This is a genomic window from Sphingomonas yunnanensis, assembly GCF_019898765.1.
GTDB lineage: Bacteria > Pseudomonadota > Alphaproteobacteria > Sphingomonadales > Sphingomonadaceae > Sphingomonas > Sphingomonas yunnanensis.
The window spans coordinates 42,498-58,171 of sequence record NZ_JAIOKB010000011.1 but is presented as its reverse complement, the minus strand read 5'-3'; the positions used below and the strand labels follow the sequence as shown (position 1 = coordinate 58,171).

The window sequence follows — 15,674 nt, the reverse complement described above, 5'->3', positions numbered from 1 at the left end:
CCCTCCCCCACCCTTCGATCGGGGAGAACAGTGTCCATCCTATCTGACGACCGACCGAGCAACGCTGCCGAAGCAACCCGCCCCGTCCGGTGAAGCCGCATATATGGACACCAGCCGAAGCGGTCAAGCGATTCGATGACAGTTTTTTGGCGCGACGATGTCACTTCGTCGCACGCGCCCAACTGACGGAAGAACGGCTGGTGCACGTCAACCGTCGAAACGCTCCGTCGTACCGGTCGGTTGAGAGCCCGACCCGGATCGGGGCTCGATCCATGACCGAACATTCTATCCCGAGCGGCAGCAGTCCACGCCCGGCACGACCGACGCGATGGACCCGGGCCCCGATCACGGTGAGCACAGCTATGTCGGCCGCGGCCGGCTCACCGACAAGAAGACGATCGTCCCCACCACCAAGGGCGCGATCCACATCGTCAACGCGGGGCTGGGACAGATGCTCGCCGGGCGCGCGATCCGCGTCAACGCGGTCTCGCCGGGGCCGGTGTGGACGCCGCTGATCCCCTCGACCATGCCGCGCGCGACAGCGAAGAACTTCGGCGAGAACACGCCGATCGGTCGCGCCGCGCAACCCGCCGAACTGGCGCCGGCCTCTGTCCTGCTCGCCGGCGGCGAGGCGAGCTACATCCTCGCCGCGACCATCGCGGCGACCGGCGGCGGCCCCTTGCTCTGACCGAGGCGCGCGCTCGGAGCGCCATGGTCCGGGCGCACGGACTTGACGCAGGTCGTTGTAATAGCCACGTTATTCTAACCCACTATCGAAAGTTTCGGGCGGGCTGAACCGCTGGCGGATGATCAGGGCGGGATCATCACATCAGCGAGGACGTGCGATGTATTATCACGACGAGAGGCTCCACGCCGAGGGCGCCGCGGACAGCATCGTCGGCGCGGTGATGGGCGGCGAACGACCGCGTCACATCATCGAGGGGCTGATCCACAAGAACCTGCTCTCGACCGGGCTCGCGGCGATGCCGGTCGACTCCGACGGCGTGCCGTTCAACATGAGCCATGTCTACGCCAGCGGGAACATCGCCGCCGACATGTACTGCAACGTCGCGGCGGAGAGCACCGGGCGCGTGCTCGCGACGCGGCTGTATAACGCGGCGCGCGACGAGGGCATGAAGAAGATGCTCCACTTCATGATCGCGCGCGACACGATGCACGAGGAGCAGTGGCTCGCGGTGATCGAGGAGCTCGGCGGCGCCGCGACCCAGCTGCCGATCCCCAATGCCTTCCCGCAGGAGAAGGAGGACCAGGGGCACGATTACGACTTCTTCGTCACCTCGCCCGACGGCACCTATCCCGAGGGGCGCTGGACCAGCGGGCCGAGCATCGACGGGCGCGGCGAGTTCGCCGTCTTCCGCAACGAGCCGCCGGGCGGTGAGCCCGATCTCGGGGCGGCGCGGCCGGACGGCATGGCCCAGGTCGAGCAGGCCGGCGCAACCTCGGTCTGAGCGGAGCCGCCGCCGCGACCGTTGCGCGCCGGCCACAGCTGGGGCGGGATCGTTCCGACGCGATCCCGCCCCATCTTTGAAATCGATTAACGAAGGCATAGAAATGCGATCGACGCCGCCCCCATCGAGAGGGTGACGCGACCCACGTTCCTCAGGAGGGGAAGATGCTGCTACTCACCACGCGCCGCGCCGCTTTGCTCGCCGGTGCCGCGCTGCTGCCGACCGCGCCCGCGATGGCGCAGACCGTCGCCAGCGCCCCCGACGCCTCGCCGGTCGACCGGACCGGCACACCCTCGCCCGCACAGGGCTCGCCGACCACCGAGCCCGGCACCGCGACAGCGGCCGAGAACGGTGACGGCCTGCAGGACATCGTCGTCACTGGCCAGACCTCGCGCGACCGCCCGCTGATCACCTCCTCGGCCGACATCACCTACGCCACCCGCGACGACATCGATCGCCGCGCGCCGCGCTCCACCGCGGACATGCTCGAGCTCGTCCCCGGCATCTTCGTCGAGGGCACCGCGGGCGAGGCGTCGAACAATTACTCGGTGCGCGGCCTCCAGGGCGGCGGGCAGCGCTTCGTCCAGCTCGAGGAGGACGGTATGCCGATCCTCTACGGCGGCGGCGGCGCCGACTTCTTCTTCCAGCAGGACCTCACGATCGATCGGCTCGAGGCGGTCAAGGGCGGCTCGTCGGGCGTGCTCACCGTCAACGGCGCGGGCGCGACGATCAACTTCATCTCGAAGCGCCCCAACCAGGAGCGATTCGAGGCGATCGCGCGCGGCACCTATTACAATTACGGGCTCAAGCGCGCCGACCTCTACGTCTCGGCGCCGCTGGCGGAGAACCTCGCCTTCAGCATCGGCGGCTATTATCAGAGCAGCCCGGGCGTGCGGCGCAACCCGTTCGACTATGACGGCTATCGCGTGAAGGCGATGCTGGAATACCGCTTCGACGGCGGCGGCTTCCTGCGACTCTCCGCCAAGCGCGGCGACATGAACACCGCCTACTACGCCAGCATGCCGTACCGCTACGACAATGGGACGCCGAGCGGTTTTCCCGGCCTCGACACGCAGCGCGACAATATCGGCGGCGACGCCTTCCGCAACATCGCGGTGCCGGTGTCGACCTTCGTGGAGAGCGACGGCATCCGTAACTTCCACTACGACCAGGGTATCAAGTCGATCTCGAACCAGTTCCGCGTCGACTTCGAGAAGCCGGTGACGGACACGTTCGATGTCTTCCTGCGCAGCCGCTACCTCGATTACTCCTATGACTTCAACGGCCTGTTCCCGGGCTCGGGCACCGGCAACGCGGGCCTGGCCAGCGCGGTGAGCTATCTGACACCGGGCAGCGGCTCGCCGATCAATGACCTGCTCAGCGCCGGCGCGGTGGCCTTCCCCGCCCGGGTGAGCTTCGGCATCCGCAACCTGCGCACCGGCACGGTGATCGGTGCCAACCAGACGAGCCAGCTCGACGCGCTCAACGGCAACGGCTTCCTCCAGCGCACCACGCTCAACCACGACCGGCTCGACGCGCACGACTTCGGGCTCAACCTGGGCGGCCGCTGGGAATATCAGGGCGGCAGCTTCACCAACTCGCTGACCGCGGGCATGATGTACTATGCCGTCCACCGCCGCCAGAACCAGTCGGCGGTCGCCAGCGTCGTCAACGACGTGCGCGACAACAGCGACATCTACGACATCGTCGCGCTCGACGGCGGCAACAACGTGATCGGCACGCTGAGCGACAACGGCCTGGTCTCCTACGGCGACTGGGGCAACGGCATCCGCGTGCGCGACGACAATGCCGTGTCGCTCTACGCCAACGACGAGCTCGCGATCGGCAAGCTCCGCATCGACGGCGGCATTCGGTTCGAGAACATCCAGTCGACCGCGCGGGACGGCATCGACGCGGCCGCGGTCGACGCCGCCAACCGCATCGTCGAGATCCGCCCTGGTGTGTTCCAGCAACAGGTCCCGAGCGGCACAGCCGGTCTGATCACCACGGTCGGCCCGACCTTCGCCGGCCGATATACGACGCTCAACCGCACGCAGGAGAAGATCGCCTGGACGGTCGGCGCCAACTATCTGATCACGCCGAATCTCTCGATCTACGCGCGCTACGCCGACGGTTTCCAGACCAACAGCGCCGACCCGATCACCACGATCAAATTGTACGAGGCCGGGATCCGCTACCAATATGAGCGTTTCTTCAGCGGCTCGGTCACGGTGTTCCGCACCAACTTCGACGACCAGAACTACAATTTCGCCAATCCCGAGAACCCGGCGCAGCAGCAGAACATCAACGCCGACCTGCGCACCAAGGGCATCGAGATCGACGCGGTGATCCGCCCGGTGCGCTGGTTCTCGATCGACGGCCAGGCGGTGTTCCAGGATCCGCGGCTCCAGAACCTCCAGCTCGATGGCGCCACCCAGGCGGGCTATGAGGGCAATCGCCCCGAGCGGACACCCTCCACCCTGTGGACGGTGACGCCCGCGATCCAGCTGCCGAACGGGCTCGGCGACATCTTCGCGCGCTACAAATACGTCGGCAAGATCTTCGCCGACGCGGGCAACGGCGTCGCGCTGCCGGGCTATGGCGTCACCAGCGCGGGCATCAATGTCAACGTCACGCCGCAGCTGCAGGTGAGCTTCAACGCGGAGAACATCTTCAACGTCGTCGGCCTGACTGAGGGCAACCCGCGCCAGGGGCAGACGCAGGCGATCACCCAGGGCTTCTTCTACGCCCGCGGCATCGTCGGCCCGACCTATGGCGGATCGGTCACGCTGCGGTTCTGAGGACGGGAGGGCGAGCGGCGAGGATAGGTCGTCCGCCACTCCCCCACACCGTGCTCCTGCGCACGCAGGAGCCCAGAGCCGATAGCACGACGGCTGCGATCCTGGGCTCCTGCGTGCGCAGGAGCACGGCGACAGCTAGACTGCTGATGCGTCTACCCCTCACATCCGGAGCCCGACCATGACCCGCGCCGTCCGCCTCCTCGCCGTGCTGCTGCTCGCGGGCAGCGCCGGCGTGGCGCTCGCCCAGCGTCCGCCCGAGCTCGCCTATCAGCTCAGCGAGGGCGACAATCTCAACGCCTTCCTGCGCGACGGCGCCACCGCGGCGCACCTGCTGCTGCGCGACGGCGCCGAGCCGCGCATCCTCGTCGCCTTCCCGGCGGGCAACAGCGGCGTCGGCCTCTGGTTCGAGCGCACCGCCGCGCCGGTCACGTGGCGGCTCGACCGCGCGCCCGCCGCGCTCACGCTGCGCGACGCACGCGGCCGCGCGCTCCACGGCATGCGCGCGGTCGCCAGCGTCGCCGCGCCGCGGCTGGCCCTGCGCCAGGCTGTGCTGTCGAACGTCCGCTTCCTGCGTGACTATCAGAGCGTCGCGCGCTTCCCCCCCGAGGTCGGCGTTGCCGCGCGCCTCGGCCGCGACACGATCACCTACGCGCGCGACCGCGCCGACGGTGCGCCCGGCTACCGGCTCGGCTTGCGCGTGCTCGCCGGCAGGATAGAGCGCGGTGCCTTGGTGGCGGGGCGCGACGGCCGTATCCAGCTCGAGATCACCGCCGCGACCGGGGATACGCCGCTCACCGGCATCGCGCTGCCTGAGCTGCTCAACGCGACCGCCGCCGACGATCCCACCGCGCGGGACGCCCTTCGCTTCCTCAGCTATCGCGAGAAGTTCCTGGCGGGCTCGTGGCGGTTCGACACCTATTTCGGCCGTGACACGCTGATGTCGGTCCGGCTGCTCATGCCCGCGCTCCAGCCCACCGCGATCGAGGCGGGGCTCGGCGCGGTCCTGGCGCGGCTCGCCGCCGACGGTGACGTCGCGCATGAGGAAGGCCTGTCCGAGTTCGCGCTGCTGGAGAATCGCAGAGCCGGGCGCAGCGGCGACGCCGCCACACTCGACTATGCCATGATCGACGACGACTTCATGCTCGCGCCGGTCGCCGCCACCTATCTGCTCGAGCACGCCGATCCGGCCCGCGCGCGCGCCTTCCTCGCGCGGCCGATCGCGAGCGAGGCGCGTCCCGGCACCAGCGAACCCGCCGGCGCGGCGCTGCTGCGCAACCTGCGGCTGGTGATCGAGCGCGCGCGCGGCTTCGCCGAGGCGCCTGCGTCGGACCGGCTGGTCGCGCTGCGTCCCGGCCGCATGACCGGCCAGTGGCGCGACAGCGAGGAGGGGCTCGGGCGCGGCCGCTACCCCTATGACGTCAACGCCGTCCTGGTCCCCGCCGCGCTCGACGCCGCGGCCCGGCTGAGCGCGGCGGGGCTGCTCGACCCTTATGTGAGCGCGTCCGATCGCGCCGGACTGGCGCGCGCGGCGGCGATGGCGGCGACGTGGCGCGAGCGCGCGCCCGCGCTCTTCCGCGTCGAGCTGCCCGCGCGCGAGGCAGCACCGAAGATCGCGGCCTATGCGCGCACGCTCGGCGTGCCCGCCGCGCCCGCGCTGGCGAGCCTGGGGCAGGCGCCGCTGGTCTATCACGCGCTGTCGCTCGACGAGCGCGGGCGCGCGGTACCGATCCTCAACTCCGACGAGGGCTTCGCGCTGCTGTTCGGCGCGCCGCCCGCGGCCGAGCTGGAACGCGACGTCGCCGCGCTGGCACGCCCCTTCCCCGCCGGGCTGATGACCGACATCGGCCTGCTGGTCGCCAACCCGGCGCTGGCGGACGCGGCGACGCAGGCGCGCTTCACCCCCGCGGCCTATCACGGTGCCCTGGTGTGGTCGTGGCAGCAGGCGCTGTTCGCCGCCGGGCTGGAGCGACAGCTCCAGCGCCGCGACCTGCCCGCCTCGACCCGCGCGGTGCTGACCGACGCGCAGTCGCGGCTGTGGCGCGCGATCGCCGCGACGCGCGCGACGCAGAGCTCGGAGCTGTGGTCCTGGGCCTTTCGCGACGGACGCTACGAGGTGGTGCCGTTCGGCGCTGGCAAGAAGGATGTCGACGAGTCCAACGCGGCGCAGCTGTGGAGCACCGTCTATCTGGCGGTACGTCCGCCGCGGTGAGCGGCCGGCCGGCATCATAAGCCAGTTGTTCCTGCGCACGCAGGAGCTCCGAGCCACGAGCGCGCTAACCTGCCGCCCTGGGCTCCGACTTTCGCCGGAGCACGCGTCCGCGCGGCGAGCCGCGTCTGTCACGCCATCGCCGCCGCCAGCGCGTCGTCGTGCGTCGGCAGCGTCGGGGCGGCGCGCGCGATCAGCGCGGCGAGCGCGCGCACCTGCTCGATGTTGGCCGCGCCGCCGAGCGCGTCGGCGAGCGGGTGATAGCCCGCGGCCGCGATCCCCTGCCCCTCCAGCACCGCCAGCCAGCTCGCCTCGCGGAACAGCTCGTCGGGCTCCAGCATCAGCCGCCCGCCGCGGCGATACAGCGCCTCGCGCTCGACCAGCGCCTCGGGCAACGCCATCGCGCGGCACGCTTCCCACAGCGGCTCGGGCTTGTCGCGCTGCGCGTGATAGTGGAGGATGAGGAAGTCGCGGATCCGCTCCATCTCCGCCGCCATCAGTCGGTTGTAGCGCGCCGCCAGCGCCGCATCGTCGCCGCGCCCGGGGAAGAGCGTCAGCAGCTTGGCGATGCCGCTCTGGATCAGGTGGATGCTGGTCGATTCGAGCGGCTCGAGGAAGCCCGCCGCGAGGCCGATCGCGACCACGTTGCCGCGCCACGGCTCGGGCCGGGCGCCCGCGGTGAAGCGCAGGAAGCGCGGCTCGCCCAGCACCTCACCGTCGAGATGCGCGAGCAGCGTCGCCGCCGCCTCGTCGTCGGAGACAAAAGGTGAGGCATAGACATAGCCGTTGCCGGTGCGATGCTGCAGCGGGATCCGCCACTGCCAGCCCGCCGCCCGTGCGGTGGAGCGCGTGTACGGCAGCGTCGGCCGCGTCGCCGCGCTGGGCACCGCCACCGCGCGGTCGCACATCAGCCAGCGCGACCAGTCGTCGTAGCCCGCGCCTATCTCGCCCGCGATCAGCAGCGCGCGGAAGCCCGAACAGTCGACGAACAGCTCGCCCGCGAGCCGCTCGCCGCGCTGGGTGGTGAGCGCGACGAGGCGGCCGCTCGCCGCGTCGCGCTCGACCGCGGCGAGCCTCCCCTCGACCCGCACCACCCCGGCCGCCTCGGCGAGACCGCGCAGGTGCGCGGCATAGCGCGCCGCGTCGAAGTGATAGGCGTAGCCCAACGTCGTCAGGATCGAGCGCTGCTCCGCCGCCGGCTTGGCGAAGCGCCCGGTGATCGCCGCCTGCGTGGACAACGACAGCGCGGCGAGCGGCAGGTCGAGCCCTTCCGCGCGCGCGCGCAGCCAGCGGTGGTGGAAGGCCACTCCCGGCAGGTCCGCGCCGAAAACACCGAAGGGGTGGAAATATCGGTGCCCCGGTCGCGCCCAGTCGACGAACTCGATGCCCAGTTTGTAGGTCGCCCCGGTGGCCCGCAGGAACGCCGTCTCATCGAGCCCGATCAGCTGGTTGAACCAGTGGATCGTCGGGATCGTCGCCTCGCCGACGCCGACCGTGCCGATCTCCTCCGACTCGAGCAGCGTGATCGCGACCGAGCGACCGAGCTGGCGCGCGAGCGCGATCGCGGTCATCCAACCGGCGGTGCCCCCGCCGAGGATCACCACGCGCTCCACCCGCTCCCGCTCCGACACGCCCGTCTCCTCTCGCCGACGGTGTAGAGCGGAACGGCGACGAGGGGGAGCCGGGACGCGTTGGGTTGGACGCGACAGGGCAATTCATTTTCCTCGGCGTCATCCTGAACTCGTCTCAGGATCCACTGGTCCGCAGGCGCCGCGACGGCTGAGTCTGCCGCGCCGTGGATCCTGAGACGAGCTCAGGATGACGGCTGCCGCGACACCACACCCGCTTCTCGCCCGCGCTCTGGCCGCGCCCCCGCCCGCTCTGCTATCGCCGCGGCGATGACGTGCCCCCCGCTGTCCGCCCGCGCGCGCGCCGCCGCGCTGTCGCTGCTGGCGCTGCTCGCGCTCCTGCTCGCGCCCCCCGCCGCCGCGCAGGTCGACCCGGTCACCGCCGCCACCGCGCGGCTGATCAAGGCCGAGCGCGAGGTGCGCGCGGTCGACGGCGCGCTCGACCAGTCGACCGATCGCGAGGCACGGAACAGCTTGCGCGAACGCGTCAACGCCGCGCGGGAGGACGCCGCCACCGCCGCCGACGACCTCACCGACCAGCTCGCTCTGATCGACGCGCGCGCCGCGCAGCTCGGCCCCGCCGCCGCGAGCGAGGCGCCCGATCTGGCCGCGCAGCGCGCGCGGCTGGCGCGGCAGCGCACCACGATCGATTCGAACAGCAAGCGCGGCCGGCTGATCGCGGTCGAGGCGCAGCAGCTGGTGGAGGAGATCGACCGCACCGAGGCCGAGCAGTTCAGCCAGACGATCGCGGCGCACGTTCCCTCGCCGCTCTCCCCCGGCTTCTGGGGCGCAGTGCTGCAGGCCGCGCCCCGCGACCTGCGACGCATCGAGGTGGTGCTCACGCTCGCGACGCGTCAGCTCGTCGCGGGCTGGCGCGCCGCCCCGGTCTGGCCCGCGCTGCTCGGTCTGCTCGTCGCGCTGGCGATCGCGCTGCCCGGCCGCGCCGCGGCGGTGCGGATCGGGCTGCGCTTCCTGATCGACGACGCGCCGGGGCATCGCGTGCGCCGCTCGGGGAACGCGATCTGGCGCGTGCTCGTCGGCACGCTGACGCCGCTGCTCGCGAGCTTCGCCCTGGTGCAGGGGCTTCGCTGGGCCGGGCTGGTGCCCGCGGCGGTCAATGGGCTGGCGGACACGTTCGTGCAGGGGAGCTCGTTCGCCGGCTTCACCGTCGCGGTGACGGGCGCGGTGCTGATGCGCAACCAGCCGAGCTGGCGCGTCGCGCCGATCGCCGACGACGTGGCGCGACGGCTGCGCCCGTTCAGCTGGCTGCTCGCCGCGGTCGCCTTCTTCTCGATCACGGTCAACGCCTTCAACCAGACGGTCGGCGCCAGCGCCGCGGCGCTGAGCGCGACCCAGGTGTTCGTCGCGCTGCTGCACCTGCTGATCCTGGCCGCGGCGCTGGTCGCGCTCGGGCGGCTGCGCGCCGCGCGCGCGGAGGACGATCAGGCGCCCGCGCGCGCGGGCCTGGGTGCCGCCGCGCTGGTGGCCTGGACGGTGGTGGTGGTGGCGTCGCTCGCGCTGCTGCTCGGCTATGTCGGGCTGGCCTCGTTCATCGTCCGGATCGTCGCCTGGGCGACCGTGCTCGGCTGCGCCACCTTCCTGCTGATGGCCGCGATCGACGACCTCGCCACGACGGTCTTCACGCGCGACGGCGGGCTGGGGCGAACGCTGTCGCGCGCGCTCGGCGTCCGCGGCGCGCTGATCGAGCAGTTCGGCGTGCTCGCCTCGGGCGTGCTACGGCTGACGCTCGCGCTGTTCGCGCTGGGGCTGCTGTTCTCGCCCTTCAACGGCGGCAACGGCGTCGGCGCCCTGGTCTCGCGGCTCGGCACGCTCGCGCAGGGCGTGCAGGTCGGCGGCATCGCGATCTCGCCGGGGACGATCCTGCGCGGCGTGGTGGTGCTGTTCATCGGGCTGGCGCTGGTGCGCGGCTTCATGCGCTGGCTCGAGCAGCGCTACCTGCCCGCCACCGACCTGGACGGATCGGGGCGCAACTCGGTCAGCCTGGTGGCGCGCTACGTCGGCGTGGCGCTCGCGGTGATCTGGGCGCTGGCCTCGCTCGGCATCGGCGTCGAGCGGATCGCGCTGCTGCTCTCCGCATTGTCCGTCGGCATCGGCTTCGGCCTGCAGGCGATCACCTCCAACTTCGTGTCGGGGCTGATCCTGCTGGCCGAGCGACCGATCAAGATCGGCGACTGGATCCGCGTCGGCACCGACGAGGGCGACGTCAAGCGCATCAGCGTGCGCTCGACCGAGATCGCGCTGGCCGACCATTCCACGCTGATCGTGCCCAACAGCGAACTGATCACCAAGTCGGTGCTCAACAAGACGCTGGCGAGCCCGCTCGGCCGCATCCAGGTGCAATTCTCGGTGCCGCTGGAGAGCGACGGCGACAAGGTGCGCGCGATCGTCGCCCAGGCCTTCGCCGACGAGAGCGCCGTGCTCGACGAACCCGCGCCCGCGATCTTCATCGACTCGATCGCGGACGGCCGGATCTTCTTCAACTGCTTCGCCCACGTCGGCTCGCCGCGTGCCGCTTACAGCTCGCGCAGCGCGGTCTTCACCGTGCTGCTGCGCCGCTTTCGCGAGGAAGGGATCGAGCTGGGCACGGTGCCGCAGCGGCTCGAGCTGCTCTCGCGCGATCCGGCGAGCGGCCCCCTTCGCTCCGACGGGCCGACGCAGGAGCAACGATCCCAGGCATAGCGACTCCTTCGATTGCGCCTCCTCACTACCTCCCCGTCATCCCGGACTTCGTCCGGGGTCCACCCTTCCCCGAGAACAACCCTTTCTGAGTGCGCGGCGCGAGGGATTCCGGACCAAGTCCGGGATGACGGAAGCAGGTGTAGACGCGTCGCGGTCCGCGAGCACGATGTTCGGTCCGGTATCGAGAGCGCCCCACGCGCACAGAGCGTCGGCCCTCGCTCCGCATACCGCTCCAAATTGGAAGAAATCGCGGTCGCCGCGTTAGTGTATCGTCAGCCCATTCGTTCTATGGCCCATGCCGGGGAAAGGGGCGCTCGCGCGCGGCTGGGGGTGGCGATGGTGGGGCGGCTGTATCGTTGGTACGCTGAGATCGGAGACGATCCGCGGCTCGCGATCGCCCAGATCACCAATCTCTATCGCCAGGTGCCGCTACTGTACGGGCTGCTGCTGATCAACTCGCTGGCGGTGGCGGTGACGCATCACGACAGCGCGCCGGCGCTGCTCACCGTCACCGTGCCCGCGCTACTGTTCGCCGTCACGCTGATCCGCCTGCTGCGCTGGGCGCGCGCCGGGCGCCGCGGTGCCGCGCTCACGCCCGCCTCGGCGCGTCGCCAGCTGCGCACGATCACCGTCGCGGCGGGACCGATCGCGATCGCCTATATGCTCTGGTCGCTGCTGCTGATGCGCTACGGCGGGGCGGCGCAGCAGACGCACGCCGCTGTCTATCTCTCGACGACGGTGATGGGCTGCGTCTTCTGCCTCATGTCGCTGCCGCAGGCCGCACTTCTGGTGGCGACGATGGTCGTACCGCCCTTCGTCGCCGCCTGCCTCGCGCACTATCAGATCATGTTCACGGTGATCGCCACCAACGTCGCGCTCGTCGTGGCGGTGCTGCTGCGCGTGTTGTTCAACAGTTTCGACTATTTCCGCGACCAGGTGGCGGCACGCGCCGCGCTGGAGCATCAGCATGCCGAGCTGGTACGGCTCAACGCCGAGAACGGTCGGCTGGCACTGACCGACAGCCTCACCGCGCTCGCCAACCGCCGCCAGTTCCACCACGACCTCGACCTGCTCGCCGCCGCACGCGACGGCACGCCGTTCGCGGTCGGACTGCTCGACCTCGACCGATTCAAGCCGGTCAACGACACATATGGCCATCAGGTCGGCGACCTGCTGCTGGTCGAGCTGGCGCGGCGGATGCGCGCGGTCGCGGGTGGCGCCACCACCGTCTACCGGCTCGGCGGCGACGAGTTCGGCCTGCTCACCGTCGGCGAGCGCGACGAGGCGGTCGCGGCGGCCGAATGGCTGTGCCAGAGCATCGCCGCACCGTTCAGCGTCGGCGAGCTTCGGGTCGCCGTCGGCGGCTCGCTCGGGTTGGCTCTATCGTGCGAAGTGGAGGCCGCGGGCGTGCTCGCGGGTGAGCTGTTCGACCGTGCCGACTATGCGCTCTACCATGCCAAGCGAGTCAACGGCGGTGGCACCTGCGTGTTCACGCCCGACATGGCGCGCGCGATCCGCACCGACCGCGCGATCGAGGCGGCGCTGCAGGCCAGCGCGCTCGACGAGGAGCTGCGCGTCGTCGCCCAGCCGATCGTCGCCGCGGCGAGCGGCACGATCGTGGCGGTGGAGTGGCTCGCGCGCTGGCGCAGCCCGATGGTGGGCGAGGTACCGCCGACCGAGTTCATCGCCATCGCCGAGCGCTCCTCGTTGATCCACGGCATCACGCTGGCGGTGTTCCGCAAGGGACTCGCGGCGGCGCGCGCGTTGCCGGGCAATCTGGCGCTGTCGTTCAACCTCTCGGCCTGCGACCTGCACTCCCCCGCGACGATGGCCGCGATCGAGCGCGAGATCGCCGTGTCCGGCGTCTCGGCCGAGCGAATCTGGATCGAGGTGACCGAGACCGCGGTGATGCGCGACCCGCCCGCAGCGGCGCGCGCTTTGGCGCAGCTGCGGGCGTGCGGCATCAAGGTGGCGCTCGACGATTTCGGCACTGGCCATTCCAGCCTCAGCAACCTCCACCAGCTGCCGCTCGACAAGGTCAAGATCGATCGCAGCTTCCTCGCCGACGACGAGGCCTCGCGCGGCTGGGCGGTGGTGGCGGCGGTGGTGGCGCTGTGCCGCTCGCTCGCGCTGGAATGCGTGGCGGAAGGCGTGGAGACCGAGGCACAGCTCGACGCGCTGGTGCGGATCGGCTGCGGTGCGGCGCAGGGCTATCTTTTCTCGCCGCCGGTCGAGGCCGAGGCGGCGACGACCTTGGTGCGCGAGTGGGGACGGCGGCGCGAGGCGGCGTGAGGAAGGTCGCAGCTTCGCACTCTCTCGCGTCGCCGTCATCCTGAACTCGTCTCAGGATCCAGCGTGCAGCAGGCGCCTCGCGCTTCAGGTGCGGGGGGCCGTGCATCCTGAAACGCAATCAGGATGACGCCCGGAGGGGACACCAGCGTGACGCCCTGTGCGCTTCCCGCTCACCGCGGCGGCGCGGTCGAGGCGCGCAGCTTGAGCTCGCCCGCGATCACCACCGGCGCGGCGGGGCGCGCGCGGCCGCCGAGCTGCGCGATGATCAGCTCCACCGCGCGCGCCGTCGTCGCCGCGATCGGCTGCTCCATCGCGGTGAGCGGCGGGTGCGCGAAGCGCGCGATCGGGGTGTCGTCGAAGCTCACCACCGACAGGTCCTCGGGCACGCTCAGCCCGCGCTCGCGTGCCGCGGCGAGCACGCCCAGCGCCATCTGGTCGCTGCTCGCCAGGATCGCGCTGGGCGGCACCGCGGTGCCGAGCAGCGCGTGCGCCGCCGCCTCACCGCTCGGGAAATCGAAGTTGCCTACCGCGAGCAGCCCGTCGCAGCTCGCCCCGGCCTCGCGCATCGCGCCGCGCCAGCCGTCGGCGCGCTGCGCGCTGGTGGTATAATCCTCCGGCCCGGCGACGAAGCCGATGCGGCGATGGCCGAGCGCGAGCAGATGCTCGGTCGCGCGCCGCGCCCCCGCCTCGTCCGCCATCGACAGCGCGATCCCGGTGCCGCCGCCCTGCGCGCCGATCCTCGCGAAGGCGATGTCATGGCGGTCGAGCAACTCGGCGATCAGCGGGTTGTCCGAGTGCGGCGGGGTGAGGATCACGCCGTCGGGCTGGAGCGCGGCGATCGTCGCGGCGAGCTCGCGCTCGATCCGGTCGCTGTGCGTGTCGACCAGCTCGAGCAGCAGGCGGTAGCCGTGGCGCGCGCAGGTCAGCATGCCGCCGAGCAGCATCTGATCGACCCAGTCGGTCCCCTGGCGCGCGCGCCAGTCGCTGATCGTGCGCTCGCGGTCGTTGAGCGCCAGGATCAGGTAGCTGCGCGAGCCGCCCATGCGCTGCGCCGCCAGCGACGGGACATAGCCCAGCCGCGTGATCGCCTCGCGCACGCGCTCGGCCATCGCCGGGCGCACGTTGGGCTCGTTGTTGATAACGCGGCTGACGGTCTGCAGCGAGACGCCCGCGTCCGCCGCGACATGCTTGATCGTGACCGTCTGCCGCCGCCGTGCCATCTCTGCTCCCCCGGACCGCCGGTCGCCCCGGTTCGCGCACCGCCATAGCCAAGCCCGTGCCGCGCCGCCAACCCACCGCGCGGTCGAGGGTGGCGCGGCGGTGGCGCGGCTCTATCATGCGCGCGTCCATGCCCGTTCCCGCTCTCCCCCGCCCCGCGCGCCCGGCGTGGTTCCTGCTCGCCTTCGCGCTCGCGAACATCGGCGGGGTGATCGCCTATCTGCCGCTGCTCACGCTGCTGCTGCCGCTCAAGATCCACGCCGTCGCGGGGGACGCGCGCATCCCGCTGCTGAGTCTCACCGCGATCCTCGGCGCGGTCGCGGCGAGCGCGGCCAACGTGCTGTTCGGCTGGCTGAGCGACCGGTCGGTAGCGCGCGGCGGCGGGCGGCGGCGCTGGGTCGCGGGCGGGCTGGTCGCCACCGCGGCGAGCTACGCGCTGGTCGCCGCGGCCGCGAGCGCGGCGACGATCGTGGCGGCGGTGGTGCTGTTCCAGATCGCGGTCAACGCGGTGCTCGCGCCGCTGCTGCCGATCATGGCCGACGAGGTGCCCGACGCGCGCAAAGGCCTCGCCGCCGGGCTGATCGCGCTGGGCAACCCGGTCGCGGCGCTGCTCTCGGCGCTGCTGGTGGCGGACGAGGGGCTGGCCGACGCGACCCGCTTGGCGGTGGTGCCGCTGCTCGCCGCGCTCGCGCTGCTGCCGCTGCTGCTGCTGCGCGGCGACGGCGGCGCGGGCGAGACCGCGCCCGCCGCCACGCCGCGGCTGCCGCGCCGCGACCTGCTGATCGCCGCGGCGGCGCGTCTGCTGATGCAGCTCGCCACCGCGGCGCTGTCGCTCTACCTCCTCTACGTCTTCGAGAGCGTCGCGCCGGGCGAGCGTCCGCTCGTGCTCGCGCGTGAGGTCGGCACGCTGCTGACGGTCTGCTACGTCATCCCGCTGCCGCTCGCGCTGCTGGTCGGGCGCTGGTCCGACCGCGTCGGTCGGCGCCAGCCCTTCCTCGTCGGCGCGGGGCTGGTCGCGGTGGCGGGGCTGGCGGGAATGGCGCTGGCGAGCGGCACGGCCGGGGCGGCGATCGGCTTCGCGACCTACTCGGTCGGCTCGGCGGTGTTCCTCGCGCTCCACTCGGCCTTCGCGCTGCAGCTGCTGCCCGACCCGCGGCGACGTGGGCGCGACCTCGGACTGCTCAACCTGACCAACACGCTGCCATCGCTGCTAGGCCCGCTGCTGACCTGGACGCTGGCGACACCGCGCGACTTCGCGCTGCTGCTGACGGTGCTGGCGGTGCTCACCGCGCTCGGCACCGGTGCGGTGACGCTGGTGCGTGCGCGGCGCTGACCGTTCTCCTGCGCAGGCAGGAGCCCA

General features: G+C 71.5%; 9 protein-coding genes. 7 read left to right on the top strand and 2 right to left on the bottom strand.

What is annotated here, in order from left to right; genetic code table 11:
• Positions 1–328: 328 nt before the first annotated feature.
• From K7957_RS19740 to K7957_RS19725, 4 genes are all read left to right on the top strand, one after another.
• Positions 329–688: an SDR family oxidoreductase gene (locus K7957_RS19740; RefSeq protein WP_223014568.1), complete on the top strand. Its 360-nt coding sequence runs from the start codon at positions 329–331 to the stop codon at positions 686–688.
• Positions 689–845: 157 nt separating this feature from the next.
• Positions 846–1,469, top strand: a complete 624-nt coding sequence (locus K7957_RS19735) for a manganese catalase family protein (protein WP_246617319.1) — start codon at positions 846–848, stop codon at positions 1,467–1,469.
• A gap of 164 nt (positions 1,470–1,633) precedes the next feature.
• Entirely contained in the window at positions 1,634–4,270 is a 2,637-nt protein-coding gene (locus K7957_RS19730) for a TonB-dependent receptor domain-containing protein (protein ID WP_246617318.1), read from the top strand.
• 178 nt (positions 4,271–4,448) lie between these two features.
• The gene (locus K7957_RS19725; protein ID WP_223014566.1) at positions 4,449–6,479 is read left to right on the top strand and encodes a hypothetical protein; all 2,031 of its coding nucleotides are present in this window, start codon (positions 4,449–4,451) and stop codon (positions 6,477–6,479) included.
• A 128-nt stretch (positions 6,480–6,607) separates the two neighbouring features.
• Here the strand turns inward: K7957_RS19725 and K7957_RS19720 are convergent, their stop codons facing one another.
• Positions 6,608–8,107, bottom strand: a complete 1,500-nt coding sequence (locus K7957_RS19720; protein WP_343228480.1) for a tryptophan halogenase family protein — start codon at positions 8,105–8,107, stop codon at positions 6,608–6,610.
• Positions 8,108–8,374: 267 nt separating this feature from the next.
• On the opposite strand from K7957_RS19720, the gene K7957_RS19715 reads away from it, so the two are divergent.
• Positions 8,375–10,804, top strand: a complete 2,430-nt coding sequence (locus K7957_RS19715) for a DUF3772 domain-containing protein (protein WP_223014556.1) — start codon at positions 8,375–8,377, stop codon at positions 10,802–10,804.
• 336 nt (positions 10,805–11,140) lie between these two features.
• Positions 11,141–13,096 carry a putative bifunctional diguanylate cyclase/phosphodiesterase gene (locus K7957_RS19710; RefSeq protein WP_223014554.1) on the top strand — a complete coding sequence of 652 codons (1,956 nt, stop codon included), beginning with the start codon at positions 11,141–11,143 and terminating at the stop codon, positions 13,094–13,096.
• 170 nt (positions 13,097–13,266) lie between these two features.
• Here the strand turns inward: K7957_RS19710 and K7957_RS19705 are convergent, their stop codons facing one another.
• Entirely contained in the window at positions 13,267–14,316 is a 1,050-nt protein-coding gene (locus tag K7957_RS19705; RefSeq protein ID WP_223014552.1) for a LacI family DNA-binding transcriptional regulator, read from the bottom strand.
• A gap of 128 nt (positions 14,317–14,444) precedes the next feature.
• Between K7957_RS19705 and K7957_RS19700 the strand changes: the two genes are divergently transcribed.
• The gene (locus K7957_RS19700; RefSeq protein ID WP_223014550.1) at positions 14,445–15,647 is read left to right on the top strand and encodes an MFS transporter; all 1,203 of its coding nucleotides are present in this window, start codon (positions 14,445–14,447) and stop codon (positions 15,645–15,647) included.
• The last annotated feature ends 27 nt before the right edge of the window (positions 15,648–15,674 follow it).

Excerpts from the sequence above, each read along its gene's own strand:
- K7957_RS19740 (WP_223014568.1), top strand. The coding sequence starts at position 329 with ATGGACCCGGGCCCCGATCACGGTGAGCACAGCTATGTCGGCCGCGGC.
- K7957_RS19735 (WP_246617319.1), top strand. The coding sequence starts at position 846 with ATGTATTATCACGACGAGAGGCTCCACGCCGAGGGCGCCGCGGACAGC.
- K7957_RS19730 (WP_246617318.1), top strand. The coding sequence starts at position 1,634 with ATGCTGCTACTCACCACGCGCCGCGCCGCTTTGCTCGCCGGTGCCGCG.
- K7957_RS19725 (WP_223014566.1), top strand. The coding sequence starts at position 4,449 with ATGACCCGCGCCGTCCGCCTCCTCGCCGTGCTGCTGCTCGCGGGCAGC.
- K7957_RS19715 (WP_223014556.1), top strand. The coding sequence starts at position 8,375 with ATGACGTGCCCCCCGCTGTCCGCCCGCGCGCGCGCCGCCGCGCTGTCG.
- K7957_RS19710 (WP_223014554.1), top strand. The coding sequence starts at position 11,141 with ATGGTGGGGCGGCTGTATCGTTGGTACGCTGAGATCGGAGACGATCCG.
- K7957_RS19705 (WP_223014552.1), bottom strand. The coding sequence starts at position 14,316 with ATGGCACGGCGGCGGCAGACGGTCACGATCAAGCATGTCGCGGCGGAC.
- K7957_RS19700 (WP_223014550.1), top strand. The coding sequence starts at position 14,445 with ATGCCCGTTCCCGCTCTCCCCCGCCCCGCGCGCCCGGCGTGGTTCCTG.